At 61.7% G+C, this 25,704-nt stretch carries 23 protein-coding genes; 10 read left to right on the top strand and 13 right to left on the bottom strand.

Features of this window, described 5'->3' with window-relative positions:
• Nucleotides 1-46: 46 nt before the first annotated feature.
• Nucleotides 47-2,488: a glycoside hydrolase family 31 protein gene (locus FFV09_RS13675; protein ID WP_141448346.1), complete on the bottom strand. Its 2,442-nt coding sequence runs from the start codon at nt 2,486-2,488 to the stop codon at nt 47-49.
• 370 nt (nt 2,489-2,858) lie between these two features.
• Between FFV09_RS13675 and FFV09_RS13670 the strand changes: the two genes are divergently transcribed.
• Complete coding sequence (locus FFV09_RS13670; RefSeq protein ID WP_141448345.1) at nt 2,859-3,608, top strand: tryptophan-rich sensory protein; 750 nt, start codon at nt 2,859-2,861, stop codon at nt 3,606-3,608.
• Nucleotides 3,609-3,740: 132 nt separating this feature from the next.
• Here FFV09_RS13670 and FFV09_RS13665 read toward each other — a convergent pair whose 3' ends face one another.
• Complete coding sequence (locus FFV09_RS13665; protein ID WP_141448344.1) at nt 3,741-4,127, bottom strand: RidA family protein; 387 nt, start codon at nt 4,125-4,127, stop codon at nt 3,741-3,743.
• 126 nt (nt 4,128-4,253) lie between these two features.
• Complete coding sequence (locus FFV09_RS13660) at nt 4,254-5,648, bottom strand: ATP-binding protein (RefSeq protein ID WP_141448343.1); 1,395 nt, start codon at nt 5,646-5,648, stop codon at nt 4,254-4,256.
• Between the two features lie 215 nt (nt 5,649-5,863).
• On the opposite strand from FFV09_RS13660, the gene FFV09_RS13655 reads away from it, so the two are divergent.
• From FFV09_RS13655 to FFV09_RS13645, 3 genes are all read left to right on the top strand, one after another.
• Nucleotides 5,864-6,721 (top strand): carbon-nitrogen hydrolase family protein, encoded by an 858-nt coding sequence (locus FFV09_RS13655; protein WP_141448342.1) that lies wholly within the window; start codon nt 5,864-5,866, stop codon nt 6,719-6,721.
• A gap of 10 nt (nt 6,722-6,731) precedes the next feature.
• Nucleotides 6,732-7,415, top strand: a complete 684-nt coding sequence (locus tag FFV09_RS13650) for a GNAT family N-acetyltransferase (RefSeq protein WP_141448341.1) — start codon at nt 6,732-6,734, stop codon at nt 7,413-7,415.
• Nucleotides 7,416-7,542: 127 nt separating this feature from the next.
• Nucleotides 7,543-8,211, top strand: coding sequence for a GNAT family N-acetyltransferase (locus FFV09_RS13645; protein ID WP_141448340.1), 669 nt, complete (start codon nt 7,543-7,545; stop codon nt 8,209-8,211).
• Nucleotides 8,212-8,261: 50 nt separating this feature from the next.
• Here FFV09_RS13645 and FFV09_RS13640 read toward each other — a convergent pair whose 3' ends face one another.
• Nucleotides 8,262-8,519, bottom strand: a complete 258-nt coding sequence (locus FFV09_RS13640) for a hypothetical protein (RefSeq protein WP_141448339.1) — start codon at nt 8,517-8,519, stop codon at nt 8,262-8,264.
• Nucleotides 8,520-8,593: 74 nt separating this feature from the next.
• Nucleotides 8,594-8,821, bottom strand: coding sequence for a CsbD family protein (locus FFV09_RS13635; RefSeq protein ID WP_202111693.1), 228 nt, complete (start codon nt 8,819-8,821; stop codon nt 8,594-8,596).
• A 384-nt stretch (nt 8,822-9,205) separates the two neighbouring features.
• Between FFV09_RS13635 and FFV09_RS13630 the strand changes: the two genes are divergently transcribed.
• From FFV09_RS13630 to FFV09_RS13610, 5 genes are all read left to right on the top strand, one after another.
• Nucleotides 9,206-10,117, top strand: a complete 912-nt coding sequence (locus FFV09_RS13630) for an FMN-binding protein (protein ID WP_141448338.1) — start codon at nt 9,206-9,208, stop codon at nt 10,115-10,117.
• A 148-nt stretch (nt 10,118-10,265) separates the two neighbouring features.
• Nucleotides 10,266-12,140 (top strand): FAD-dependent oxidoreductase, encoded by a 1,875-nt coding sequence (locus tag FFV09_RS13625; RefSeq protein WP_141448337.1) that lies wholly within the window; start codon nt 10,266-10,268, stop codon nt 12,138-12,140.
• 176 nt (nt 12,141-12,316) lie between these two features.
• Nucleotides 12,317-12,763: a hypothetical protein gene (locus tag FFV09_RS13620; RefSeq protein ID WP_141448336.1), complete on the top strand. Its 447-nt coding sequence runs from the start codon at nt 12,317-12,319 to the stop codon at nt 12,761-12,763.
• Nucleotides 12,750-13,730: a polyprenyl synthetase family protein gene (locus tag FFV09_RS13615; RefSeq protein ID WP_141448335.1), complete on the top strand. Its 981-nt coding sequence runs from the start codon at nt 12,750-12,752 to the stop codon at nt 13,728-13,730. Before FFV09_RS13620 ends, FFV09_RS13615 begins: the two co-directional genes overlap by 14 nt.
• Before the next feature lie 88 nt (nt 13,731-13,818).
• A complete protein-coding gene (locus FFV09_RS13610) occupies nt 13,819-14,301 on the top strand; it encodes a heme-degrading domain-containing protein (RefSeq protein ID WP_141448334.1) in 483 nt (160 codons plus the stop codon).
• 167 nt (nt 14,302-14,468) lie between these two features.
• Here the strand turns inward: FFV09_RS13610 and FFV09_RS13605 are convergent, their stop codons facing one another.
• The 8 genes from FFV09_RS13605 to FFV09_RS13570 form a co-directional block, all read right to left on the bottom strand.
• Nucleotides 14,469-15,347 carry a UbiA-like polyprenyltransferase gene (locus tag FFV09_RS13605; RefSeq protein WP_141448333.1) on the bottom strand — a complete coding sequence of 293 codons (879 nt, stop codon included), beginning with the start codon at nt 15,345-15,347 and terminating at the stop codon, nt 14,469-14,471.
• A complete protein-coding gene (locus FFV09_RS13600) occupies nt 15,344-16,696 on the bottom strand; it encodes an aspartate aminotransferase family protein (protein ID WP_425472318.1) in 1,353 nt (450 codons plus the stop codon). The genes FFV09_RS13605 and FFV09_RS13600 overlap by 4 nt, the downstream gene beginning before the upstream one ends.
• A gap of 68 nt (nt 16,697-16,764) precedes the next feature.
• Nucleotides 16,765-18,864 (bottom strand): peptidase U32 family protein, encoded by a 2,100-nt coding sequence (locus FFV09_RS13595; RefSeq protein ID WP_141448331.1) that lies wholly within the window; start codon nt 18,862-18,864, stop codon nt 16,765-16,767.
• Between the two features lie 115 nt (nt 18,865-18,979).
• Complete coding sequence (locus tag FFV09_RS13590; protein ID WP_141448330.1) at nt 18,980-19,816, bottom strand: energy-coupling factor transporter transmembrane component T family protein; 837 nt, start codon at nt 19,814-19,816, stop codon at nt 18,980-18,982.
• The gene (locus FFV09_RS13585; protein ID WP_246098337.1) at nt 19,801-21,189 is read right to left on the bottom strand and encodes an ATP-binding cassette domain-containing protein; all 1,389 of its coding nucleotides are present in this window, start codon (nt 21,187-21,189) and stop codon (nt 19,801-19,803) included. The genes FFV09_RS13590 and FFV09_RS13585 overlap by 16 nt, the downstream gene beginning before the upstream one ends.
• On the bottom strand, nt 21,186-22,016 hold the full coding sequence (locus FFV09_RS13580; protein WP_141448329.1) for an ATP-binding cassette domain-containing protein: 831 nt from the start codon (nt 22,014-22,016) through the stop codon (nt 21,186-21,188). The genes FFV09_RS13585 and FFV09_RS13580 overlap by 4 nt, the downstream gene beginning before the upstream one ends.
• Before the next feature lie 38 nt (nt 22,017-22,054).
• Entirely contained in the window at nt 22,055-22,609 is a 555-nt protein-coding gene (locus FFV09_RS13575; RefSeq protein ID WP_141448328.1) for a Gx transporter family protein, read from the bottom strand.
• Nucleotides 22,593-23,000 carry a NusG domain II-containing protein gene (locus tag FFV09_RS13570; RefSeq protein ID WP_342782052.1) on the bottom strand — a complete coding sequence of 136 codons (408 nt, stop codon included), beginning with the start codon at nt 22,998-23,000 and terminating at the stop codon, nt 22,593-22,595. Before FFV09_RS13570 ends, FFV09_RS13575 begins: the two co-directional genes overlap by 17 nt.
• Before the next feature lie 683 nt (nt 23,001-23,683).
• Between FFV09_RS13570 and FFV09_RS13565 the strand changes: the two genes are divergently transcribed.
• Entirely contained in the window at nt 23,684-25,090 is a 1,407-nt protein-coding gene (locus FFV09_RS13565; RefSeq protein ID WP_141448327.1) for an Rv1352/Rv1906c domain-containing protein, read from the top strand.
• Nucleotides 25,091-25,704 lie beyond the last annotated feature (614 nt).

Below are 25,704 nucleotides of genomic sequence, written 5' to 3'. Positions count from 1 at the left end.
TGCCCCTGCCGCCCGGCGAACGGGCCCAAGGGCATGCTGCCTTTACCTAACCGCACAGCTTGAACACCGCGCCCTGGCTCGTATCCTGCACCTGAAGCATCAGGCCTCCGGTCTGCGCGTCGACGTACCAGCCTTCGCGGCCGTGCTCCGCGTCTTCCGCCGTGATCTCGCCGAGTCCTTCGACCGACGACGGCTTGAACGCCGTGCAGACGAGCGCGAAACGCAGCAGATTGCGATTGGCCGCATACCCTCTGCGCTCGTAGCGATAGCTCAGTTCGAGGCCGCCGGCTTCCCCGCGCAGCTCGAACTCGATCAGCGACGAGACGCCGCTCGCGTAATCGAAGCTCGATCCGTCGTCTTCGTACAGGCTGTACGACGCTTTGAAGCCTTCTTCCGCCGACGCGCCGTAGACGCGCAGCGTCAGCGTCTCGTCCGTCCGGTCGTCCGCGTAGAGCTTCGGTTCGCCTTCCGCGATAACGGCGCCGGCTTTGACGTACAGCGGCATGACGCTCAGCGGCGCATGGGCCAGAATATGGCGCCCGCCCGCAAGCTTCTCGCCGGTCCAGTAATCGAACCAGTCGCCTTCCGGCAAATAGACGGCGCGGTGTTCGGTGTCCGGCCGGTAGATCGGCGCCGCCAGCACGTCGCTGCCGACGAGGAACTGGTCGCACAGATTGGTCACGTGCGGATCGTTCTGGTATTCGAGCAGCAGCGGGCGCATCGGCGGCAGTCCCGTCTCGGACGCTTCATGGAACAGATTGTACAGATGCGGCATCCAACGGTAGCGCAGCCCGATATATTCGCGCAAAATGCCTTCGATCTCCGGACCGAACGACCACGGCTCCTGCCGCAGCGTCCCGATCGACGAATGGTTGCGGCAGTAAGGGAACAGCACGCCCATCTGCGTCCAGCGCACGAGCAGTTCGGCCGACGCGTGATGCGCGAAGCCCCCGATATCCGGTCCGGCGAACGCCAGGCCCGATAAGCCCATATTGAGCACCATCGGCATGGCCAGCGCCATATGTTCCCAGAAACTGCGGTTGTCGCCTGTCCACACCGCCGCGTACCGCTGGATACCCGAGTAGCCGGCCCGCGTCAGCACGAACGGACGCTGGCCGTCCATATTTCTTTTCAACCCTTCGTACGTCGCTTTGGACATGAGCAGCCCGTACAGGTTATGCAGCTCCTCATGCGTCTTGGGATTGCCGTTGTTGCCGTGCATGACGTCGAGGTCCATCGTTTTGGACGCGTTGAAGACGGCCGGCTCGTTCATATCGTTCCAGATGCCCGGGATGCCGAGGTCCGTGTAATACTTGTGCAGGTTGCCCCACCATTCCGACGCCGTGTCGTTCGTGAAGTCGGCGAACGCGCTCGTCCCCGGCCACACGTCCCCGAAGAAAATGTCGCCTTCGAGTTTGCGGCTGAAATGGCCCTGTTCGACGCCTTCGCGGTACACGGAATACTTCGGGTCTTTTTTGACGCCGGGATCGACGATCGGCACGATACGGATGCCCAACTGCTTCAGTTCGGCCATCATCGCTTCGGGATCGGGAAAACGGACCGGATCGAACGTGAACACGCGGTATTCGTCCATGTAATGGATGTCGAGGTAGATGACGTCGCACGGAATTTCTTTTTCCCGGAACGTTCGCGCCAGATGCAGCACTTCGTTCTGGTCCATGTAGCTGTAACGGGACTGGTGGTAGCCGAGCGCCCATTTGGGCGGCAGCGCGATCCGGCCGGTCAGCTCGGTATAGCCGCGTACGACGCTTTTGAGTTCGGGACCGTACACGAAGTAGATGTCGTAGTCGCCCGTCGAACAGCCGATCGTGTAGGCGATGCCGTGCGAGCGCATATCGAAGTCGGTACGGCCGGGATTATCGAGGAAAATGCCGTACGAGCATTGGCCGTGCAGATGGACGAGCAGCGGAATCGATTCGTACAGCGCCTCGATCTCCGGCATATGCGGCGCGTACACGTCGGTATTCCACATCGTGTAGCGTTCGCCGCGCTTATCGAGAAAGCTCGCTTTTTCGCCCAATCCGTAAAAGTGCGAGTCGCCCGGCATGTCGTACACCGAATGAATGGCTCCGCGCGGATTCCAGCTGATGTTGTTCTGGCGGGCAATAAGCCGTTCTTCGAGATCGAACACCGATACGGCGCACGACTGCTTCTCGATCTCCAGCACTAGATGGCCGGCACTCAGTTTCCAGACGCGCTCCGTTTCTTCGATCTCCGCTTCCAGCGGCCGGCTCTCGCGCGGCAGCACGGCGATCGTCGTGGACAGGTCCGGTTCCCGGCCCATGAACAGCTTCATGCGGAACAGGTCTTCGCCGAGGAACACGAACGCCAACGACGCTCGCTCTCCGCGACAGACGTAGACGCCGTTCATATGGTCCAGCGCCAGGGCTTTGCCAATCGTGCCCCACGCTTCCTGAATAATCATCGGTCCCACGCGGTCGGGGTGTATCGCTTCACTCGTATCCATCTTTTGCGTCAGCTCCTTGTGTGACCGCCTCTCCGCCCGGCAGCGGATCGAAGACGGCTTGATATCGCGGCCGCCGTCTCGGCGGGCGATGCTTGTACTCACATACTTCACCTGAATTGCCCTGTCTGAACAGGCGGGCGACCCTTTTCGCGCACCGATACGGGCAAACGTTTGCATAAATTCGTAAAATACGGTCAAAACGCTTGCTTCTGTCCCGATTATGGCATCCCTTTCGCCGCCCCGCAATCGAAAAGTTTCGGCAGCGGGGGTGCGCGCCGACGAATTCGGGGTAAAAGGAGTTGTAGAAGAAATGACCTGCCGGTCATTCGTTGACAAAATCCTATGTTCATACCGAAAGGAGCGACTTCTTTTGACGACGAAAAATCCGTACAAATGGCTGAACGCGGTTCTGCTCGCAGCCGTAATCGCGGTGAACGCCCTGTCGACGCTGCTGCCGCTCGCCGGCCGCGACACGCGCGAAATTTCCGACATGTTCAAAAATCTGCTGACTCCCGCGGGATTTGCTTTCTCCATCTGGTCAGTCATCTACGTGCTGCTGATCGGCTTCGCGATCTACGCGTTCGTGGCCGAACGCAAAGGCCGGACTTCCGCCGCCGCTCCCGGGCCGTGGTTCGCGGTCAGCTGCGTGCTGAACATGGCGTGGTTGTTCTGCTGGCATTATCTGCTGATCGAACTGTCGGTCGTCGTCATGCTGCTGCTGCTGCTCAGCATCATCATGATCTATATCCGTACCCGCCTGCACGGGGAACGCCTGGAAGTGCTGGACATCGTGTTCGTGAAGCTGCCGTTCAGTATGTACCTGGGCTGGATCAGTGTCGCAACTATCGTCAATATCTCCGCCCTGTGCACCAAATACGAATTCGGCAATGCCGGCTGGGCGATCGCCATCCTGATCGTCGCCGCCGTGCTTGCGTTCACGATCGGTTTCCGGTTCCGCGACGGGGTGTACCCGCTCGTCTTCGCCTGGGCGCTGTACGCGATCTCGGTCGAGCAGTCGGACACCGTTCGCTCCGTCGAACTGACCGCTCTCGTGATCTCGATCGTGCTCGTGCTGTTCGCGGTCTGGATGTTTATCCGCTCGATCCGGGACCGGGACTGAAGCGCGTACCTTTTACCGAATCCTGTGCCCTTTAGCGAAAAAAAAGCAAAAAAAGCCGACCGCATCCCGCAGTCGGCTTTTTTTGTATTCGGCTCGGCCGGCAAACATCCGGCCGGCGCAGCAAGCGGCCGATTATTCGGCCAGCGCGATCACTTCGATCTCCACCAGCGCGTCCTTCGGCAGGCGCGCGACTTCGATCGTGCTGCGCGCCGGGTAAGGCTCGCTGAAGAACGTGCCGTAGACGGCGTTCGCCGCGGCGAAATCGTTCATGTCCTTGAGGAACATCGTCGCTTTGACGACGCGGTCGAGACCGCTGCCCGCCGCTTCCAGCAGCGCTTTGACGTTCTCCAGCGACTGCTTGGCCTGCGCTTCGACGCCGTCCGGGAATTCGCCGGTCTGCGGATGCACGCCGAGCTGACCGGAAGCGAAAATGAACGGTCCGGCCGCGACGGCCTGCGAGTAAGGTCCGATTGCGCCGGGCGCTTTATCGGTGACGATCGTTTTTTTGCTGTGCGACATGTAATCCCATCCTTTTCGGTATAAGTATACAGTCAGTTTAAGCGTTAAAGCGTCATTGGGCAACCCGTCCGTCAAGGGCGGACGCCGCCGACGGCTTCTCCCGTCTGTGGACGCGAAAAGCCGCTCTCAGGAGAGCGGCAGGAACAGCGAAAACGTGCTGCCTTTGCCTTCGACGCTCTCCATGCGGATAAAGCCTCCGAGCAGGCGCGACAGATCGCTGCTGATGGACAGTCCGAGACCGGTACCCCCGTATTTTTTGCCGATTGTGCTGTCCGCCTGCTGAAACGCCTCGAAAATCGTGAAATGTTTCTCGGCCGCGATCCCGATTCCTGTATCGCGGACCGCGAACACGATCCACTCCCCTTTGAGCTGCGGTTCTTCCGCCTTGTAGATGCGCAGTTCGACCGAGCCTCGATCGGTAAACTTGAACGCGTTGGCGAGCAGGTTGCGCAGAATCTGCTGAAGGCGCTGCGGATCGGAACGGATCGTGTCCGGCAGGCTGCTCTCCAGGCGGATATTGAAGTCCAGCTGCTTGCGTTCGGCCGTCAGCTCGAAATACGAACCGACCCAGCTCGGCACTTCCTGAAGGCTGATGTCTTCGTTGACGATCTCAAGCTTGCCCGCTTCAACCTTGGACAGATCGAGAATGTCGTTGATGATCTTGAGCAGGTCTTCGCCCGAATGGTAAATCAATTGCCCGTAACGCGTCGTCTCTTCAATCGGCGTGTCTTCGGCCGACTCCGAGATAAACTGCGCCAGGTTGATGATGCTGTTAAGCGGCGTGCGCAGTTCGTGCGACATATTCGCCAGAAATTCCGATTTGTACTGGGATGCGAGCTGGAGCTGCTTGGCCCGGTCTTCCAGCACGATCTCGTTCTTGCCGAGTTCCTCCGTCTGCTCCTTGAGCAGGCGGTTCGCTTCCGCGAGCGCGAGGGTTCGCTGCTGTTCCTTCTGGAAATCGCGCAGGATCAAAGCGAACAACCCGCACAGCAGCAGGGCGGTAGGCAGCGTGTACGGAACGATATGCGACAAGTAATACCCCGTCGGGATCACGCCGAGAATCGCGATATTCAGACTGTTGAGCACGTTCATCACGACGATGACGAGCGCAGCACCGCGTAGAAAATCCCAGTTCAGGCGGCGAAGCCACACGTTCAGCAGCGCTCCCACCATACCGAGAATCGCCAGATTGACGAAGCCGGCCACGGCCGCGTCGCTCCATCCGAAAGAGAAACGCGTCAAGCCGATCCCGAGTCCCACGGCAAACACGATCGAAGGACGGGTATATACGAAAATGGCGATCAGCAGAGGCACCATGCGCATGTCGAAGATAACGTCTTCGGACAGCTTGAATCCGAAAAACATCGAAAACCATCCGCCCGCAATAAGCAGCAGAACGGAACCTATATATTTCACCGTACCGGGCGCGCGGAAAATTGCATATTTGTAGATCAGGTTGGCGACATAGGCGAAGGTGACCAGCACCGCCATATTTTGCACGAACATTTTCGGAAATTCCATTTTTTCGCCTCTATTTCCTGGTTCTCCCGCTCCGGTTGTCGTCGGCTTTCTCATACTCCAAGATTCAGCCCAAAAGTATGTATGCGAAAAATTCGAACGTATGATCTTTAATTTTTATATACGATACATATTTTGTCAAGAAGAACTGTGTGTGGTCGCGGTTCGGCCGATTTGCTATGATTGGGGTATCTTGACTTCAAGGAGGTTTTCGTCCGATGAAAATGCGTACAGCCGCTGTACAGTATCATCTGCATACGATCTCGTCTTTTGACGAATTTGCCAAGCAGGCCGAACATTACGTAAAAACGGCTCTGGAGTTCGAAACCGAATTTTTGCTGTTCCCCGAATTTTTCACGACCCAGCTGCTGTCCATCCCCGACGAGCACGGGCAGGCGCAGGGAATCGAGAGTCTCCCTGATTATACGCAGGCTTACCTCGATTTGTTTCGCGGACTCGCACAGTCGTCCACTATGCACATTATCGCGGGCACGCACGTCGTGCGCCGCGCAGGCAAATTGTACAACACGGCGCACCTCTTCTATCCCGACGGCCGCGTCGCGACGCAGGAGAAAATCCATATCACGCCGACCGAAGTCCACGAATGGAATATGGCCCAGGGCGACGAAGTATCGGTGTTCGATACGGACAAAGGCAAGATCGCGCTGCTGACATGCTACGATATCGAATTCCCGGAGATCGTTCGCATCGCCCGGGCCAAAGGCGCGGACGTGATCTTCTGCCCGTCCTGCACCGATGACCGGCACGGCTTCCATCGGGTCCGCTACTGCTGCCATGCGCGAACGATCGAGAATCAAATCTACGTCGTGACGACCGGCACGGTCGGCTCGCTGCCGACGGTCGATTTCATGCGCGGCAATTTCGGCCAGGCGGCGATGATCTCGCCGAACGACGTGCCGTTTCCTCCGCGCGGCATCGTGGCCGAAGGCGAGATCAACGACGACATGATCGTCGTCGCCGATCTGGATCTGGACCTGCTCCAGCAGGTCCGCCAGAAAGGCTCGGTCACGACCTGGCGCGATCGCCGGACCGACCTGTATACGGACTGGTCTTGAGGCGATGAACATGCCTCCTGTCGAACGCTACGAGAAGACCGGCTACGTCTTCCGCGAAGGACAGCCCCAGCGGCTGCGCATCCGCAATTACGGGCCGGCCGATATACAAGGCCTGATCGCGATCCAGCGCGAATGCTTCCCGCCGCCTTATCCGTCCGAGCTCTGGTGGAACCGCGAGCAGCTGCTCCGGCATATGGAAATCTTCCCTGTCGGGGCGCTGTGCGCCGAAGTGGAAGGACGCCTGGTCGGCTCGCTCACGACACTGATCGCCTCGTTCGATCCGAAGCAGGCGCAGCACAGCTGGAGCGACATGACCGATAATGGGTATATCGGCACGCATGATCCGTTCGGTAATACGCTGTACGTCGTCGACATCAGCGTGTCGCCGGCTGCGCGCGGTCTCGGACTGGGCAAGCAGATGCTCCAATCGGCCTATGAGCTGGTCGTGGGACTGGGTCTTGTACGTCTGCTTGGCGGCGCCCGCATGCCCGGTTACGGCGCTGTCCGAACGCAGTTGACGCCGGAAGCTTATGTCGACGACGTTCTGCACGGCCGCCGCCGCGATCCGGTGATCGGCTTCCTGCTGCACTGCGGGCGCACGCCGCTGTCCGTCGTGACGGATTATCTGGACGACCCGGAATCGGCCGACCACGCGCTGCTGATGGAATGGCGCAATCCGCTGCTAAAGCCCTGACTTTTTATCCTCCCTCTCTTTTCTTTCTATAATAGAAGCTATACTAGAGTCTTTTGGGATAGGCCTTTTGGATAGGCCGCACCCGCCCTTATGAGACCGTTAAATTTATACATCGGAGGAATCAGACATGGACTATGTTCGCGTAACCGATATTGCCGATCCGCTGTTCGCCGGCCTGCACCGGCTCATGAGCGAGATTTTCCCGCCCGAAGAAGTGCTGGCGTTCGATCTCTGGAAAGAACCGCTGGAAGATCCCGGCATCCGCGTCTTCGTCGCGGTGCATGAAGGGGAAGTCGTCGGCGCCACGGAATACCGCTATTATGCCGACGACGAGATCGCCATGACCGACTTCACGATCATCGGCCGTCCGGGACTCGGTATCGGCCCGTTCCTCGCGTCGCGCCGCGAAGCGGACCTGAAGCGTCTGGCCGCCGAAGCCGGCGGCACGCTGCAGGGCATGTTCGCCGAAATCTACGATCCGTACCGCTCGAACGAACATCCATTCGGCGGAGTGAAGCCGATGGACCCGTTCGTGCGGCGCGAAGTGCTGGCCCATCTCGGCTATCGCCGTCTGGACTTCGAATACGTCCATCCGTCCTGGCAGCAGGACGGCGAAGCGGTAAGCGGGCTCGACCTGTGCTTCCTGCCTTATGCCGGGCAGTCTTCGCTGCCGGGAATATTCGTCGCGCGGTTCCTGCGCACGTATTACGGCGTGCTTGAACCGAAGCCGGCGGCATGGACGGACATGGTGGAATCGCTCGAACGCGGCGGCGATGCCGCGCTGCTTCCCCTGTAAGCCAAGCCCCGCCGCAGCCGGATCGAACGAAAAAGAGTGCCAATCGCGCGTTACGCGCGGTTGGCACTCTTTGGGTTGTCCGGTTCGGAAAGGGGAGGCAGCGCCTGCCGCTTCCAATAAGGAAGCACAATGGGGCGCTTGGGCCGCGGCGGAATCTGCGCCGCTTCTTCGGCGAAGTCCGTTCGTTCCTCTTCGGGAAGCGTATAATAACGCAGGTCGTAGGAACTGACGAGATCGCCTTGCACGGTAATGACGACATGGCCGCGACGTTCGATGACCCTGCCGGATACGACACGGGATTCCACCATGGCTTGATCCCCTCTCTTTTCGAAAAGTTATGGCACAAGTATGCGCAAGAGGTGCGTTGAGATCGGCTGCCCGCTTAGCGGTTGCCACCCGTCGTCAAGGCCGAAGCCCACGATTTGTACTCCAGCTCGGCCGCTTCGGCATCGTGCCCGTAGCGCTCGCGCACTTTCTCGATCAACCGGTCTTTTTCTCCGTCTATATACGCCAGGTCGGCTTCCGTCAGCTTGCTCCACTGCTTCTTCGCTTCGTGCTGGGTCTGATTCCATCTGCCTTTGATCACTTTGGTTTCGATCGGGTTCGTCATAGAGTTCAGCTCCTTACGTTATGGATCGATTTAAAGTGAATTACCCTTCCCTTTATTCGGTGAATCCCCTGTAGAATCCCACGGAATCCCACGCGGAATGCCCGGCAGGGAGAAGCCCGAGCCGCCTGGCGCAAGGAAATGGGCACATTTTCACGTGTTGTGCGCAGAATGAGACCTAAGCCCCAAACTTTGTGATTATTATCACTTAATTACTTCAAATTGTATGTTATTGTTCAAATGAAAACGGTGACGGACGGAGATCGAACCTGTGCATCGACTCTTTTCCGGGGCAGTTCCGACCGGAGAAAGCCCGATCTTACGTGATCGTTTTCCGCATTCGTCGCCCTTGGAGACGATTCATTCAGAGATGACGGAGGGGTTAACATGAACAAAAAGCACGGGGCCGTATGGATGTGCGGCGTTCTTCTCGCAGGAGCGCTCTCGGCATGCGGAAGCAATGAAACGGCCGAGGTCACAGCCGAACCGGCGGCGCAGGCCGAACCGGCGAAAGAGGCTGCGGCGGCACCGGCGGCTGAGACGGCGGCCGACGCTTCCCAATGGAAAGACGGCCTGTACTTTGCCCAGGGGGACATGGACAAGGAATCCGGCTGGCAGCCGTACGTGATCCTGCAGGTGACAGGCGGCAAAATTGCCGACGCCGACTGGAGCGCATCCAGCCTCAACGGCGGTCCGGACAAGAAGGCGACGTCCGAAGCCGGCAAGTACGGCATGAAAGCCGGCGGCGCTTCGTCCGAATGGCATGAACAAGCGGAGAAAATCGAACAGTTCCTGATCGACAAGCAGGACCCGGCGGCGATCACGACCGATGCCGAAGGCCATACCGACGTCGTATCCGGCGTGTCTATCCACGTGAACGATTTCACGAAGCTTGCGGAGACCGCTCTTGCGGCAGGCCCGGTCGAAGCCGGCCCGTACAAGGACGGCGCGTATCACGCGGAAGCGGCCGATTTCGATACCGAAAGCGGCTGGAAAGAAACCGTGGACGCGACGGTAGCGGCCGGACGCATCGTGGCGATCAACTTCAGCGGCAGCAATGCGGCCGGCGAAGACAAGAAAACGAATTCCAGAGAAGGCAAGTACGGCATGAAAGCCGGCGGCGCCCAAGCGGAATGGCATGAAGAAGCGGAAAAAGCCGAGCAGTACGTGATCGAAAAACAAGATCCGGCGGCGGTCGAAACGAAGGAAGACGGAACGACCGACGCGATCAGCGGCGTGACGATCCATGTCGCCTCCTATCTCAAGCTGGCCGAACAGGCGCTGGCGGACGCGAAATAAGCCGCCGCTGCCCGGCAGCGGCACGGACCCGTTCCACTCTCACTCTTAACTTGAAGCAACGGGCGGACCGCTGCCTGCCCGATCCCCGCATCGTTCGGCGGACCCGGCAGGCATGCGAACACCGTCAATGGAAAGGTTGGTTGACCCGATGACAAAAATAGTAATTCTCGGCGGTGGCTACGGCGGCGTCCTGACGGCGAAGAAATTAGCCAAAAACTTCAAAAAAAATACCGATGTCCAGATCCAGCTGATCGATCGCAATCCTTACCACACGCTGCTGACCGAACTGCACGAGGTGGCCGCGAACCGGACGCCGGAAGACGCGGTCAAAATCGAATTGAAAAAGATTTTTGCCGGCCTCAAAGTTGACGTCGTGCTCGACGAGATCGGCGGCATCGACTTCGAATCCCGCTCGCTCCAGGGACAGCAGGCGTCCTACGCTTACGATTACCTCGTGATCGGGACCGGCTCCAAGCCGACGTTCTTCGGCATCCCCGGCGCGCAGGAACACAGCTACACGCTCTGGTCCTACGACGATGCGGTCAGACTCAAAGACCGGTTCCGCCGGATGTTCACCGAAGCGTCGCAGGAAAAAGATCCGGCGATCCGCCGGGAGAAACTGTCGTTTGTCGTCGTCGGCGCGGGCTTCACGGGCGTCGAATTGATCGGCGAAATGGCCGAATACCGCAGCGAACTGTGCCGGGAATTTTATATCGATCCGTCCGAAGTGCGCATGATCGTAGCCGATATGGCTCCGAAAATCCTGCCGCTGCTGCCGGAGAAATTGATCGCCAAATCCGAACGGTATCTTAAAAAGCTCGATGTCGAGATCATTACCGGCAAACCGATTACGGGTGTCTCCGACACCGGCGTGGACCTCAGCGGCCAGAAGCTGACGGCGCGGACGGTCATCTGGACAGCCGGCGTCGAAGGCGCAGATATTCTCGACAAGCTCGATGTGCAGCAAAAAGGCCGCAAGCGCATCGAAACGAACGACAAGCTGCAAAGCCTCGATCACGAAAACGTGTATGTCGTCGGCGACAACATCTTCTTCATTCCGGAAGGCGAAGAACGCCCGGTTCCGCAGATGGTCGAGAACGCCGAACATGCCGCTCCGCTGATCGCGCACAACATTACGGCCGATATCAAAGGCGGCACGAAAAAATCGTACAAACCGGCTTTTCACGGCATGATGGTGTCGATCGGCAGCCGGTACGGCGTCGCGAGCGTAGGTCTGCCGGGCAAATTTTTCTCGCTGACCGGATTTTTCGCGATGTTCGCCAAACACGCGATCAACGTGCTGTACCTGTTCACCGTGCTCGGCTTCAATAAAGTGTGGACGTATCTTATGCACGAGATTTTCCATGCCCACGATCGCCGGACGTTCCTCGGCGGACACTTCTCGAAGCGCTCGCCGAACTTCTGGCTCGTGCCGCTGCGCGTGTTCGTCGGCTGGATGTGGCTGCATGAAGGCTGGGACAAGCTGCAAAAAGTCGTGGCCGACCCGAACCATATTTTCCTCATCCCGCCCGATCCGCATGCCGACGTCGTCAGTGCCGCTTCCGAAGCGGTCGGCAACGTGGCGACGGCGGTCGATGCCCAGGCGGCCGCTTCCGCGGTCGAAAACGCCGGTCAGGCCGTGCAGGCCATCCCTGTGCCGGGCTTCGTCTCGGACATGGTCAGCTCGATGATGGATCTGATGTTCTACACCGGCGACGGCGGCTACACGTGGCTGGCGACCGCTTTCCAAATCGGCATGGTCGCCGCGGAAATCGTATTCGGCATCCTGCTGATCGTCGGCCTGTTCTCGGCCATCGCTTCGATCGCCACGATCGGCATGGGCCTGATGATCTGGTCGTCCGGCATGGCGCCGACCGATATGTGGTGGTACTGGTTCGCCGCATTCGCCCTTATCGGCGGTTCGGGCAGCATCTTCGGACTCGACTATTACGTCCTGCCTTGGCTCAAGAAACACTGGAAAAAAACCTGGTTTGCCAAGCGCTGGTACCTCTATACCGACTGACCGACCGGCTCTGCGCTGCGGCGGGGTCATGTGCAGCTTACCCCGCACATGGCCCCGCTTTTTTCGATTCGCCGTTTTGCATAATGAACGAATTTGACTCATAATGTGGAGGAATCCGAGTGAATACGGTATGTACGCCGATTCGGTATTTTGTTAGTCCGTCAAGGGGTGCTTCAATGAACGACACAATAATCCGGGAAACGCTGGAACGCCTGCAGGCCGAGATCGATCCGGTTACGCGTATCCGGCTCGCGCCGGACCGGGCGGCGCTGAACGCCGCGCTGGCCGCGTTCGAACGCTGCGCCGTGGAACCGCTTCGGCAGCCCGGCCTGCTTGCCGTCTATGCGCTGCTCGATGCCGCGCTCGCCCGCCACGCCGAACCGATTCGGCTGGACGATCCGCAGTTGACGCGGCGCATTCTGGACGGCGACTATTTGTACAGCCTGTACGTCCAATACGCGCTGAAATGCCGGGAAGAATCGCTGCTGCGCGGACTTGCCCCGTTCGTCAAAAAAGTCCAGATCGCCCGCGCGCTCGGCCGAAGCGCGGAGATCGCCCTGCTGCCCGCTTTCGAGCGGGCGCTGGCGGACGCGAAGGAGGCCGGGCCGCATGAACCTGCCTGACGCTCTGCGAATCGACCTGCGCCGCATCGAACGGGAGATGAAGCGCATCGTCAAAAGCGACAAAGACCTTCCGCCCAGCTCCGAGCTGGCCGACGCGCTGCTGCGCACGATCGACGCCGGAGGCAAGCGGCTGCGGCCGATGCTCGTCCTCGTCGGCGGCCGCTTCGGCAAACGCGCCGACGATCCCCGCCTGTTCCAGCTGGCGGCCGCGGCGGAATTTATCCATACCGCTTCGCTCATTCACGACGACCTGATCGACCGTTCGGCGCTGCGGCGGGGCGAACCCGCGCTGCATACGCGGATCGGGCCGGCCAAAGCGCTGTACGTCGGAAGCTATATGTCGGCCCGCGTCGTCGAGCTGATGGCCCAGGCCGACGGCAAAGCCGGCGCGGACCGGCCAAGCTTCGCGTCGTTCGCGACGGCCGAACTGTGCCTCGGCGAATACGAGCAGCTCGAACACGCATACGATTACGATCTCGGGCTGGACGAGTATTTGTCCAAGTCCCGCCGCAAGACCGCCCATCTGATGGCCGTCTCGCTGGAATTCGGCGCCCGCGCCGCCGGGGCGCCGGAAGAGATCTGCCGCAGGCTGCATGCGTTCGGCGAGCATCTGGGCTTGTCGTTCCAGATCCGGGACGACCTGCTCGATTTGACGGCTTCGTCCCGGCAGCTCGGCAAGCCGGCGGGAAGCGACCTGCTCGGCGGGCAGGTGACGCTGCCCGTGTTGTACGCGCTCGAAGATCCCGCGCTCGCGGCGGAGATCCGCAGCGTCGGCCGGGATACCGATCCGGCCCTGATCGCTCCGCTGCTGGACAAGATCCGCAGCAGCGGAGCCCTGGAACGCGCGGAAAGCTTCGGCGCGCAGGAGCTTGAGCGAGCCTGCGAGATCGCCCGTTCGCTCGGCGAATACGCCGCTTCGGCCGATCTGCTGAAGCTGGCCGACTATTTCGGCGGACGGAAATTTTAGGACAAGAGGAAAAAGGCGGCCCGGCGTCGAAATGAATGCATTCCACTACCCGGGCATTCACGCCCCCGACAAAGGAGATATTCGCCCCATGTCCGTCACTCCCGAAACAAAGCTGTCGCAAATGCGGCAGGAAGAACAAGAACTGCGTTTCGTTTCGTTCGACGCCGAGACCGCTCTCGCGCTCGGACTGACCCTGATCGAGGAAGCCCGCCGGACCGGCAAAAAGGTGACCGTCGATATTACCCGCCAAGGCCACCGGCTGTTCCTGCACGCGATGGAAGGCACTTCGCCGGAAAACGAAGACTGGATTCGCCGCAAAAACAATACGGTGGCCCGTTTCGTCAAAAGTTCCTGGCATGCGGCACTCCAGCTTCGCAGCGAAAACCAAACGCTTGCGGGCGACTACGGCTTGAGCGACGACGAATACGTGCTGGCCGGCGGCGCGTTCCCGCTCATGCTGGCCGGCGAAGGGCTGATCGGCACGATTACCGTATCCGGCCTGCCGGACCAGGAAGATCACGATCTCGTGACTTCCGGCATCCGCCGCTTTTTGGCCGAGCAGCAGGGCTGATCGCAGCATCGCAGCGTGTGATCGGCCGTCGCCGCGCCTCAAACTCCAGACGCATCGAAAAACCCGACTCTTTTCCGAAGAGTCGGGTTTTTCGTGTGTGCAGGCAGGGCGCATAGGCAGAGGCCGGGGAGTCCAACGGAAACCGTCGGTGCTTGAAGCTGCTTTTTTCAGATCATCCAGAAATAATCCAGCATCGTAAACGACAGGATCAGCAGGCTGATCACTTGGTTCAGATTGTACGAAGCGATCTGCATGAGCCGGCGGTTATGCGGCTTCACGATGCCGTGTTCCAGCAGGAGCAGAAACCCCGCCAGCCCGATACCGATCAGGTACCAAGCGCCGAGATCGCGGAAAAAGAACAGGAACAGCAGCAGTCCGACCATGACGAGATGCAGGAAGCGCGAAATGTACAGCGCCGGCTTCAGGCCGAATGCGCTCGGGATGGAATGCAGCCCGTGCGCGCGGTCGAAGTCGATGTCCTGCGTGCCGTACAAAATATCGAACCCGCCGATCCACAGCATGACGATCGTACCGAGCACGAACGGGGTGAACGCGAACGTGCCGGTCACGGCGAACCAGGCGCCGATCGGCGCCGACGCGATCGTAAAGCCCAGATACAGATGGCTGAGCCAGGTGAAGCGCTTCGTGTACGAATACGAAGAGATGAGGAAGATCGCGACCGGCGACAGGATCAGGCACAGCGGGTTCAGCATGCCGGCCGCCGCGACGAAGATCGCGTAGTTGACGATGACGAAGATCCATACTTCCCGCACGCCGAGCCGCTTCTGCGGCAGATGGCGATGCGCGGTGCGCGGATTGGCCGCGTCGAACTCCCGGTCGGCCAACCGGTTGAACGCGTTGGCGCCGTTGCGGGCGGCGACCAGCGCCAGAAGCGAAGCGAGCACGACGCGCCAGTCCGGCAGGCCGCCGGCCGCCCAGACGATCGAGATAATCGCGAACGGCAGCGAGAACAGCGTGTGCGAGAACATGACCAGCGATCCGAAATCGCGCGTCTTGGTCAGCGCGCTGCGCAAAGCCGCGCTCATGGCGCTTCTGCCCCGCTTGGGAAATCGGCCGGCACGGATGGTTCCTCGGCGCGGAGACGATCCTGCTCCAGGCCGCCGAGTACCGCGTCCAGCTGTTCCAGCATCGCTTCGATGTCCGAAGCGTCGATTACGAGCGGCGGCTGGAACGCCAGCACGTTGCGGGCCACGCCGTTTTTGCCGATCAGGAAGCCCCGGTCCTTCATCTCTTCCAGCACCCGGTCAACCGCGGCCGCGCCGAGCGACGGCTCGTCCGCGTGCAGTTCCGCGCCCAGCATCAGGCCGAGGCCGCGCACTTCCGAGAGGATGCGCGGATAGAACGCCCGCATCCTCTCCAGCCCGAGCTTCAGCGCCGTCCCGAGACGCGCTGCGCGTTCCGGCAGCCGCTGCGATTCGACGTAATCGAGGACGGCCAGCGCCGTCCCGGCCGAGACCGGATTGCCGCCGAACGTCGACGCCGACGGCGTATCGAGCGAAGCGGCGACGGATTCCGTCGCCGCGAACGCGCCGATCGGGATGCCGCCGCCGAGCGCTTTGGCCAGCGTGACGATATCGGCCTGCACGCCGAGCTGATCGGAGCAGAGCAGCGCGCCCGTCCGGCCGAAGCCGGTCTGGATCTCGTCGGCGATCAGCAGCACGCCGTGTTCGTCCAGCAGCTTTTTGGCGCGGGCCAGATACCCGTCCGGCATGACGACCATCCCGCCGTTGCCCTGGATCGGCTCGACGATCATCGCCGCAATCCGGTCGCCGGCGCTCTGAAGCACGCCGCGCAGCGCGTTCAGCGACAGCTCCGCCGCTTCCTGCGCCGGCACGCCGTATGCATACGGGCGGGGAATAAAATGGACGTCCTCGTCCGGGAACGGATCGCCCCGCCACATCGATAACCCGGTCACGCTCATCGTCAGCGCCGTGCGGCCGTGCAGCGATTCGGTCAGCGCGATGAAGCCTTTGCGCTTCGTATGGCGGCGGGCCAGCATCAGCGCGCCTTCGTTCGCTTCGGACCCGCTGTTGCAAAAAAAGACTTTCGGATACGCCGGCAGCAGCCCGGCCATCCGCTGCGCCAACCGCGCGGACGGTTCGGTCAGATAGATCGTCGTCGTATGCTGAAGCGTGCGCGTCTGCCGCACCGTCGCTTTGGTGATCGCCGGATTGCAGTGGCCGCTCGCCACGACCGATACGCCCGCGAAAAAGTCGGTATACACGCGGCCTTCGCTGTCCGTCACTCGCTGCATCGAGCCCGAGACCAGCACCGGCGGATTGCGGTAGAAATGCTGCGTGCACGGGAAGAAATGCGCTTTGCGCAGCGCGATCACTTCCTGCGCCGTCAGCGTCGGCCGCCCGGCACTCGGGATGCTGCCCGCATCCGCTTCGATTCTCGTTCCCGATCCCGTTTCGCCCACTTCGTGTCCCTCCATCCCGCTCACCCTTTCGTTGTCTGAAGCGCCGCTTGAACATCTGCCGCTTCGCCCTGTTCGGACTGTCCTTCGCCGCCGTCTGCCGCGGCTTCGCCGTTGTCCGCCTCCAGAGCCGCCGGCCGGTCGGCCGGCGTGCTGCGGTCCGCGCGGCCGAAAGCGAGCGCACCCAGCGTAAAGCCGGCAAAAGCCGGCTCCAAGCGTTCGGCAAGATCGGCCGCCCGCTCCGGCTCGTTCAGCGCCAAGCGATACAAGCCCAGCAGCTCGCCGAGCCGTTCCGGCGCATACGTCGAACCTTCAACGCGAAAATGCGTGATGCCCGCCTCCATCAGCTCGCCGACGAGCGGCAGCAGGCAAAGTTCTTTGGACGTCGTCAGATGGCAGCGGCCGTGGACGTCTTTGTAGACCGGGCTTTCGCCTTTGTCCGTCATCAGCACGAGCACGTCGTCGCGCACGTAACGGTTGCTTTCTTCGGCGATCGGCTCGTAGACTTCCGTATTTTCGTACAGATCGTGTTCCATGTACATGACGACCGGCGTTCCGTGCACGGTCAGCTCAAGCTCTCCGTTCGTCCGGCCCAGCAGCGCGGCCAGATCCGGCAGGTTCGCTTCGATCGAAGCGGTCAGCCGTTCCACGCCCAGCTCGCGGTACATCCGCTCGGCCATATGATTGTACAGATTCAGCGACAGGTCGCCGATCAGCGGGAGGCCGAAGTTCCGGAAGCGGCGGACCGCCCCGATATTCGTCACCAGCAGCGCGTCCAGTCCCGTCACGCCGCCGGACAGCAGCGTCTCGTACTGCTCGAACTGCATCTCGTCCATCATGCGCGGCGTGGCCAGCACGAGCCGCGTATTTCCTTTGAGCTGCGCCAGCTGCTCGATCTGCCGGCGGCCGAACGCGCGGTCCGGCAGCAGTACGTCGCCCGACAGGAACAGCTCGTCCACGCCCGCTTCGAGCGCCGCCCGGGCCTGCTCCATATTGTTGACCCGAACGGTCAGCTTGGGCGCGCTGCGCTGCGGCGCAGGGGCTGGCGCGGCGCCGGCCGCTTTTTCCCCGGATGCTTGCCGCAGTCCTTCCCGCACCGCACGCACCGCCGATTCGCTGCTCTCGCGCTCCGCCGTCGGCGTGCTGAACACTTTGCCCGTACTGTAAAATTTGCCCGTACCTTCGTAGCGCCGGTTGATGTTGGACAGTCCCGGCCGGCCGAACGCGTACGCCGTGGAGAAATCGCGCTTGCGGTTTTTGTGCAGCTCCTCGCTGTCCGTGCCGCGGTCGAAACCGACCGGATCATCGAGATAGCGGTCGATCGCGTCGCCGTAGCTGTTGACGAGCGCCGAGATAAACTCTTTGTCGCGCATGCGGCCTTCGATCTTGAACGAAGTGACGTGCGCGTCGATCAGTTCCGGCAGATGTTCGTACATGTTCATGTCTTTGGCCGCCAGCGGATAAGGGGTGCTGTAGACGTAGCCGTCTTTTTTCATGCGGTAATCCCAGCGGCACGGCTTGAGGCATTTGCCCCGGTTGCCGCTCATTCCGAACAGGTGCGAGCTGATGTAGCAGTTGGCGCCGTGCACCGAACACATATCGCCGTGGACGAAATATTCGATCTCGATGCCCGTCTGCTCCTCGATGATCCGCGCCGTGCGCAGATCCATCTCCCGCGACGTCACGACCCGCGTTACGCCGAACTCCTGCAGGGCGCGCACCATCTCGACGTTATGTACGTTGAGCATGACGGAAGCGTGCACCGGCAGCGCAAGTCCCTGTTCGCGCAGCAGCGACGGAACCGCCAGATCCTGCGCGATGATCGCGTCGACGCCGGACCGGTCCAGAAAAGCGAGATAGTCGCCCGCTTCCGATACGTCGCTCTCGCTCAGCATGTTGTTGACGGTGACGTACGCTTTTTTGCCGAGTCCGTGCGCGACGTTGACCGCTTCGACGATGTCTTCCCGGCTAAAATTGTAGCCTTTGCGCATCATGCGCATATTGAGTCCGGGACCGCCGAAATAGACCGCGTCGCAGTTCGCCCGAATAACCGTCCCGAAAATGTCGAACGTGCCGACCGGAGCGAGCAGTTCGACTTCTCTTCCCTGAAAATAACGTGCCATATGTGTTTCCCCCTTTTGTATGCTTGCAGCCGTGCCGTTTACCTGTTCAAGTCCAAGTTCACATTCAAGTTCAAGTCCGTATGCGTCAAAAGAATTCTTTGGAGCAGCGGCGTGATCAGGCGGCCAGCCGCAGCAGCAGCGTTCCGATCGGCAGCAGCACGAACAGCAGCATGAATCCCGTGTCCGCGCCGCGCCAGGCCAGCGGCCGGTAAGCCGTGCGCGGCGCCCCGATCCGGTAGCCGCGCGCTTCGAGCGACGTCGTCAGCTCTTCCGCCCGCCGGAACGCGCCGACGGTGACCGGCACGAGCAGCGAGAGCAGCAGGCGCGCTTTGGATCGCATGTTCATCTCTTCGTAGTCCGCGCCGCGCGCCGCCTGCGCTTTGAGAATGGTCTGCGCTTCTTCCAGCAGGGCCGGAATGAAGCGCAGCGCAAGCCGCAGCATGAGCGCGAACCGCTCCGCTCCCGTTCCCCGGCGGGCAAGCGGCTTGATCAGCCCTTCGACGCCCCGGCTGAGCATTGACGGCGTCGTCGTGAACGTCAGCAGCGACGTGAACAGAATCAGCAGCGCCATGCGGCATACCGCAAGCAGCGCGCCGGACACGGCGGCCGCGGTCAGCGTGACCGGACCGAGCGTCCATTCCCAGGCTCCGCCGCCCGCCGCAGGCAGTTCCGCCGAGCCGCTTCCCGCTCCGCCGAGCAGCTGGAACAAGAAGACGAACAGCATCAGCCAGCGCAGCGGACGCAGCGCCCGCGCATACGTACGCGGCGGAATCTTCGTCGCGGCCAGCACCGCCGCGGCGCAGGGCGCAAGCAGCGCAAGCGCCGGCCAGCCGTCCGACAGCACGAGCGCCGCCGTGAACAGCAGCATCGCCGCGATCTTCGCGCGCGGATCGAGACCGTGCACCGGCGAACCGGTCGGAATCATGCGCCCCAGAATCAGTTTGTCACGCATACGCGCAGGCTCCTCTCGGCGGGATCGGTGGGATCGGTGGGATCGGTGGGATCGACGCGATTGCCGGGATCGGCAGGATCAGCCGATTCCGGCGGCATGGGCCGCTTCGCCCCGGAACTTCCGCTTCGCGGATACGCGGCTTCACTTTCCGCCAACCCCTTGTTCGCTCTATCGGCCGCCGCCACGCAGCCCGAAGCGCTCACCGCTTCGGCGATCCGCAGCGCCATCTCTTCCGCCGTGCGGGGCATCGGCAGCGCCGCCAGCTGCGGCAGGCGGGACGTCCATTCCGCCCAGCACGACAGCGGCTCCGGCACCGCCACGCCCCATCCTTCCAGTTCGCCCTGCCGGTCGCCGAGCTCGTCCGCGTCGCCCCGGAACACGGCGCGCCCTTCGTGCATAATGATCCATTCGTCCGCGACTTCCATCAGCTCCTCGATCCGGTGCGTCACCATCAGAATCGTGCGCCCTTCTTCGCGGCACAGCTTCGCCAGCGTGCCGATCAATTCCCGGCGCGCCGCCGAATCGAGCGTCGCGGTCGGCTCGTCGAGCATCAGGATCTCCGGCTGCGCCGCCAGCACCGAAGCGATCGCGACTTTGCGCATCTGCCCGCCGCTGAGCGTCAGCGGATGCCGCGGCAGCAGGTTGTCGCCGAGCCGCATCGAACGCAGCGCTTCCGCCGCCCGGGCCTGCGCCTGCGCGCTCGGCAGACCGAAGTTCAGCGGACCGAACATCAGGTCTTTCTCGACGGTGTCTTCGAACAGATGCCGTTCCGGCAGTTGAAAAGCAAGGCCGACGCGCCGGCGCAAATCGTTCAGCTTCGGCCGGCGCATGCCGGGTAGCAGCGTATGGTCAAGCACGCGGACCGAACCGCCGGTCGGCAGCAGCAGGCCATTTAGCAGCTGCAGCAGCGTCGACTTGCCGGAGCCGGTGCCGCCCGCGATGCCGACAAGCGTGCCGCGGCGGATGCGGAGGTTCACGCCGTGCAGCGCCGCCGCCGCAAACGGCGTGCCCGCCTGATAGGCGTAATCCGCGTCCCGCAGCTCGATCACAAGGTCCGGCGGCGAAGTCTTTGAAGAACCGGATATCGCGGCCGCTGCCGATTCGGATGCCGATTGGACTGCCGACGCCGATGCCGACGCCAATGTCGATTCGAACATCGCCGCCGATCCTGCCGCCGTCACCGGCGCCGAATGTGCGGACGCGGCTGCCCCAGAGGCCGCCTCCATAACAGTAGTCGCTTGGCTCCGGGCCGAGTCGGCAGGCTTGGCCAAGCCGCCGGCGTCTCCGCCTTTTTTTCGCGCAGAAGCCCGGCCCGTCCACACTGCTCCGATCCGACCCGCCGCTCCGGCCTGCCGTTTGATCCATGCCTTCATGATCGATCCCTCCTTTCGCCTTCTTTTTCCGCACCGATTTCCCGGTCTGCGTCTATACCGAGTTCCGCCAGCCGAAGGTCCAGCCGCAGCCGAAACGGCAGCTCGATCCCGCAGTCCCGCAGCAGCCGCTCATCCGAGAAAAAAACGTCCGGCGCCGCAGCCGCGCGAATGGTCCTGCCCTGCAGCGCGATGATCCGGTCCGCCGCCCGCATCTCGTCCACGTCGTGCGTCACCGAAAAGATCGTATACGTGCCCTGCGCCTTCAGCTCGCGCATGACCGTCAGCAGCTCGCGCCGCGAACGTTCGTCCTGCATGGACGTCGCTTCGTCGAACACGAGCAGCTCCGGCTCCATCGCCAGGCACGCCGCGACCGCGCAGCGCTGCATCTGACCGCCGGACAGCTCGCCCGGATGGCGCGCCAGCAGCGGCGACAGCCGCAGCTTGTCTGCGTATTCCGCGACGCGGCGCTCCATCTCCGCCCGCTCCAGGCACAATCCTTCCAGCCCGAACGCCAGATCTTCTTCCACCGTCTCCCCGATAAACTGGTTGTCCGGGTTCTGGAACACCATCCCGATCCGGGCGCGCATAAGCGGCGCGTTATGCTCCGTCAGCGGTTCGCCGAACACGGACACGCTGCCGCTTTGCGGTTGGAGCAGCGCGTTGAACAGCCGGACGAGCGTCGATTTGCCGCAGCCGCTCGCTCCCACGATCGCGATCCATTCGCCGCGCTCGGCGCGCAGGTCGATGCTGTGCAGCACCGGCTCTTCGGCCGTGTAGGCGAACGCGACCTCCCGAAGTTCGATCGCGGGCGCCGTCTCCCGTTGCATGGCTTGGCCTCCTTCCTGCCGCGCTCCCGCGGCGGCGTTCAATACGTATCCGGCGCGAACGGCGCGAACATTTTCATCCGCCCCAGCGCGTTTGTCAGATAGCGGACCGCGATGCCGACGACGATGCCCGTCGCCACGCCCGCGATCATAAGCACCGGCAAATAGTAGAAAATATTCAGCGAGTCGATCACGATCGCCGCCGCGCCGAGCTGCCCGATATTGTGCGCGATCCCTCCCGCGACGCTGATCCCGATCAGGCTGAGCCGTTTGCGGCTGACCTTCATCAGTCCGTACATGACGGCAAAGCTGAGCACCGCGCCGAACAGGCTGAACAGCAGCATCGAGAACGTGCCCAGCAGCATCGCGGTCAGCAGCGTCTTCAGCACGACCAGCATCAGCGTGTCCCTGCCGCCGAGAAAGTAGAGGCAGGTGAGAATCATGATGTTCGCAAGGCCGAGCTTGGCGCCGGGCACCATGAAGCTGCCGAGCGGGATCAGCGATTCGACGATACCCAGCACGACGGCAGCCGCCGCGAAAATCGCCAGGATCACCGTTTTTTTCAGAAGCAAAGATTGTTCAGCCAACGACGTCATCGACTTCCAGCTCCTCTCCCGATTCGACCCCGATAAACACCGACACGCGGTGCGGCAGGCATACGATCTGCTGTCCCGGCCGCGTGACGAAGCCAAAGCCCAGGCACAGCTTGTCCGGACAATCCGCGTCCAGCATCTCCACGCCGCCGTCGTGAATCTTGATCTGGTTGAAGCCTTCGTCCGTGCGGATCGTGAGCAGCTGCTCCTCGTCCGTCAGCGGCAGCGTCCGGTACGCTTCGCCGTTCACCTCGATATGCACGACGCGCTTTTCAATGTGATTTTTTTCACTTTCATGTCCGCCCCAATACCGGGGAACGATGAACGCAAGCGCCGCGATCACGACGATTCCGATCAGAATCCAGTCTCCCCTTTTCATCATCCTGCCTTTCATGTCCTGGCTCCCTCACCCGTACTTTGCACCAAATTTCACATATAACGCCGATAAAAGACGCCCCCGCTGCAAAATACTCATTTTTGAATACCTAAATCTTAGATGCCTTCATTATACGCCCGCCTGTCGTTTTCGACAATGCTTCGCAGGAAGCCGCGTCCCCTGTTTTGCGCCCTTTTCACAAATTGCTCAAGTTTCATTAAAATTTGGGGAAACCCGATCGGCACGCGGACGGCAGCGGATCGACAGCGGCGGCGTGCGGATACGGGCGCCGAACGCGGGGGAAGCCGGCGCTTCCGCTTCCCCCGCTTCGGCAGGCCGGAGGGTTGGGGCGGGGACGTCCGGCGGGAGACTGCCGGACAGGGCGGCGGGGTAGCGGGCGGCGAAGCGGATGCCAAAGCGCGACGCAGGTGCAAAGCGGATGCTGGACGCCGCGTTGGACAGAAACGCGGACGGACGGAGACAGCGTGCCTAGCCGGGAGACTGCCGGACAGGATGGCGGAGCGGACAGAATCGAAGCGCGACGCAGGCGCCGGACGCCGTGTTCGACAGAAACGCGGATGGACGGCGGCAGCGTGCACAGCCGGGAGACTGCCGGACAAGGCGGAATCTGTTAGAATAGGGAAACGACGCGCGCCCCCAATAGGCGCGCCAAACAAAACAGCGGACAGGAGGCGCAGACGATGCAGCATCACGGAGAAGAAGCAGCGGCCGGGGATCTTTCCGCGAATAAACGACGCGTTGAACGGAAAGGCAGCCGGTTGAACGTTCCGCCGGTTCAAAGCAGTGCCGGTCTGTTCGGCCGGCTCGGCCGAGCCGCGCTGAAGGCTCTGCCTGCGGCGGCGCTGCTCGCCGTGCTGGGCGCCTGCTCCGGCGGCGCCGACAGCGGCTCTTCGGCGGCCGTAAGCAGCCGCACCGGCGAACAGGTCCGGCCGGCCGATGCCGATACGGCAGGGGCCGCGGAGACGACGCGGCCCGCGGAAGATCCGGCCGGCCAGGCCGGGTCTTCCGGGTCTTCGGACGAGGCTTCGCGTCCGGAAAAAGGCGGAGACGCGGCGGCGAGCAGCGGGCAGGCCACGCCGGACGAGGGCAGCCGGCCGGTGGCGCCGGAGGCCGAGCCGCAGAGCGGCGACGCGGCGGAGAGCAGCGGGCAGGCCATGCCGGCCGAAGGCAGCCGGCCCCAAACCGAACGCTCCCCCGATTCTTCTTCGGACGGCGGCAATCCGGTCCAAGAAGGCAGCCGGCCCCAAACCGAACGCTCCCCCGACTCTTCTTCGGACAGCGGCAAATCGGCCCAAGAAGGCAGCCGGCCCCAAACCGAACGCTCCCCCGACTCTTCTTCGGACGGCGGCAAATCGGTCCAAGAAGGCAGTCGGCCGAAGACCGACAGCTCCAACAGCCCTTCCAGCGACAAATCGACTTCGCGGCCGGCGGCCGAAGAACAGAATCGGCCTTCGACGAAGCAGCCGGCCGCGAACAGCGATTCGGCCAAACGGCCACCGGAGAGCAACCGCACTCCGAAATCTTCTACCCCGTCCACGCCGGAGTCGCAGCGGCCGGCACAAGCGCCGGCTTGGACCGGCTCCGACAGCACGGCCGAACGCTCCCGAGACGGCTCCACCTTTCCGGGCAGCGGCCATTACCTCGTCGCGCAGCACGTAAAGCCGGGCTTATACCGCTCCGTCGGCCAAATCGACTATTGGGAGCGCACGTCCGGCCGATCCGGCATCGCCGCAGACCGCATCGCAAGCGCCCAACCGACCGGACCGGCCGTCGTCGAGATCAAAGCCTCCGACGTCGGCTTCATCTCGACAGGCACGGGCATCTGGAAAGCCGTACCCGGCCAAAAAGCCGCGTTCCACAAAAAATTCGGCCCCGGCACGTATATCGTCGGCACCGATCTGGCTCCCGGGCGATACAAGTCTGCGCAAGGCGCCGCTTCATGGGCCGTCCTATCCGGCTTCGGCGGCGAGGCTTCCGACGTGCTGCGCGCTTCGTCGGTACCTTCCAGCGCCCCCGTGACCATCGAGATCAAAAAAACCGACACCGGCTTTACGTCCCGCGGCGCACTTTGGATCAAAATCGACTAATCCCTCGGCGTCAGCCTCGGCGCACATACCGGTTCCGCAGATACTCGACCGTTTCCAACGCAGCTCAAAGAGGTTTCTCCGCAATCGGAGAAACCTCTTTAGGTTTTAAGCCACTCCACTTCGCCAATCTACGTATTCGGGAAGCAAAGCGAGCCTGATTTTGAAAATAAATGCGAGCATACAACTATTCCGGCGATTTCAAGCCCATTCCACCGAATAATTGCGAGACTACAACTATTTCGGCAATTTCAGACTCAGTTCGCCCAATAAGTGCTGGACTACAGTTATTTCGCCTTTTCCACACCTGGAGAGACGATATTCCCGCATTTAGATGTATTTTCGCAGTTATTTTATCGCACGCTGCCTACAACCACGAAATAAGTGCATTCCAGCACTTATTCCGAAGTAAACTGTTCTTCCTTCGCATCTTCGATGGTCTTCTGCGCGCTATCCGGTTCGACTCGCTTCCAGAACTCGCCGCAGCAAGCGCATCGCACTTTTTTCCACCAGATCTACCAAATCTATCAGGCTTGCTAGGTTTGCCGGGTTTGCCGGGTTTGCTGGGTTCGCGAGATTCGTTAGATTTGCCAAGTGCGGTTAGGTTTACTAGATCC

The organism is Saccharibacillus brassicae (assembly GCF_006542275.1).
Lineage (GTDB): Bacteria > Bacillota > Bacilli > Paenibacillales > Paenibacillaceae > Saccharibacillus > Saccharibacillus brassicae.
Note: the sequence above shows the minus strand (reverse complement) of the source record. Positions and strands in the feature narration are given on the sequence as shown.

What these genes read in the sequence shown, in the direction of transcription:
- FFV09_RS13610 (WP_141448334.1), top strand. Translation starts at nt 13,819, where the DNA reads ATGTCCGTCACTCCCGAAACAAAGCTGTCGCAAATGCGGCAGGAAGAA.
- FFV09_RS13630 (WP_141448338.1), top strand. Translation starts at nt 9,206, where the DNA reads ATGAACAAAAAGCACGGGGCCGTATGGATGTGCGGCGTTCTTCTCGCA.
- FFV09_RS13665 (WP_141448344.1), bottom strand. Translation starts at nt 4,127, where the DNA reads ATGTCGCACAGCAAAAAAACGATCGTCACCGATAAAGCGCCCGGCGCA.
- FFV09_RS13590 (WP_141448330.1), bottom strand. Translation starts at nt 19,816, where the DNA reads ATGCGTGACAAACTGATTCTGGGGCGCATGATTCCGACCGGTTCGCCG.
- FFV09_RS13620 (WP_141448336.1), top strand. Translation starts at nt 12,317, where the DNA reads ATGAACGACACAATAATCCGGGAAACGCTGGAACGCCTGCAGGCCGAG.
- FFV09_RS13675 (WP_141448346.1), bottom strand. Translation starts at nt 2,488, where the DNA reads ATGGATACGAGTGAAGCGATACACCCCGACCGCGTGGGACCGATGATT.
- FFV09_RS13650 (WP_141448341.1), top strand. Translation starts at nt 6,732, where the DNA reads ATGCCTCCTGTCGAACGCTACGAGAAGACCGGCTACGTCTTCCGCGAA.
- FFV09_RS13640 (WP_141448339.1), bottom strand. Translation starts at nt 8,519, where the DNA reads ATGGTGGAATCCCGTGTCGTATCCGGCAGGGTCATCGAACGTCGCGGC.
- FFV09_RS13655 (WP_141448342.1), top strand. Translation starts at nt 5,864, where the DNA reads ATGAAAATGCGTACAGCCGCTGTACAGTATCATCTGCATACGATCTCG.
- FFV09_RS13595 (WP_141448331.1), bottom strand. Translation starts at nt 18,864, where the DNA reads ATGGCACGTTATTTTCAGGGAAGAGAAGTCGAACTGCTCGCTCCGGTC.
- FFV09_RS13575 (WP_141448328.1), bottom strand. Translation starts at nt 22,609, where the DNA reads ATGACGTCGTTGGCTGAACAATCTTTGCTTCTGAAAAAAACGGTGATC.
- FFV09_RS13580 (WP_141448329.1), bottom strand. Translation starts at nt 22,016, where the DNA reads ATGCAACGGGAGACGGCGCCCGCGATCGAACTTCGGGAGGTCGCGTTC.
- FFV09_RS13605 (WP_141448333.1), bottom strand. Translation starts at nt 15,347, where the DNA reads ATGAGCGCGGCTTTGCGCAGCGCGCTGACCAAGACGCGCGATTTCGGA.
- FFV09_RS13635 (WP_202111693.1), bottom strand. Translation starts at nt 8,821, where the DNA reads ATGACGAACCCGATCGAAACCAAAGTGATCAAAGGCAGATGGAATCAG.
- FFV09_RS13660 (WP_141448343.1), bottom strand. Translation starts at nt 5,648, where the DNA reads ATGGAATTTCCGAAAATGTTCGTGCAAAATATGGCGGTGCTGGTCACC.
- FFV09_RS13570 (WP_342782052.1), bottom strand. Translation starts at nt 23,000, where the DNA reads ATGAAAGGCAGGATGATGAAAAGGGGAGACTGGATTCTGATCGGAATC.
- FFV09_RS13625 (WP_141448337.1), top strand. Translation starts at nt 10,266, where the DNA reads ATGACAAAAATAGTAATTCTCGGCGGTGGCTACGGCGGCGTCCTGACG.
- FFV09_RS13645 (WP_141448340.1), top strand. Translation starts at nt 7,543, where the DNA reads ATGGACTATGTTCGCGTAACCGATATTGCCGATCCGCTGTTCGCCGGC.
- FFV09_RS13615 (WP_141448335.1), top strand. Translation starts at nt 12,750, where the DNA reads ATGAACCTGCCTGACGCTCTGCGAATCGACCTGCGCCGCATCGAACGG.
- FFV09_RS13565 (WP_141448327.1), top strand. Translation starts at nt 23,684, where the DNA reads ATGCAGCATCACGGAGAAGAAGCAGCGGCCGGGGATCTTTCCGCGAAT.
- FFV09_RS13585 (WP_246098337.1), bottom strand. Translation starts at nt 21,189, where the DNA reads ATGAAGGCATGGATCAAACGGCAGGCCGGAGCGGCGGGTCGGATCGGA.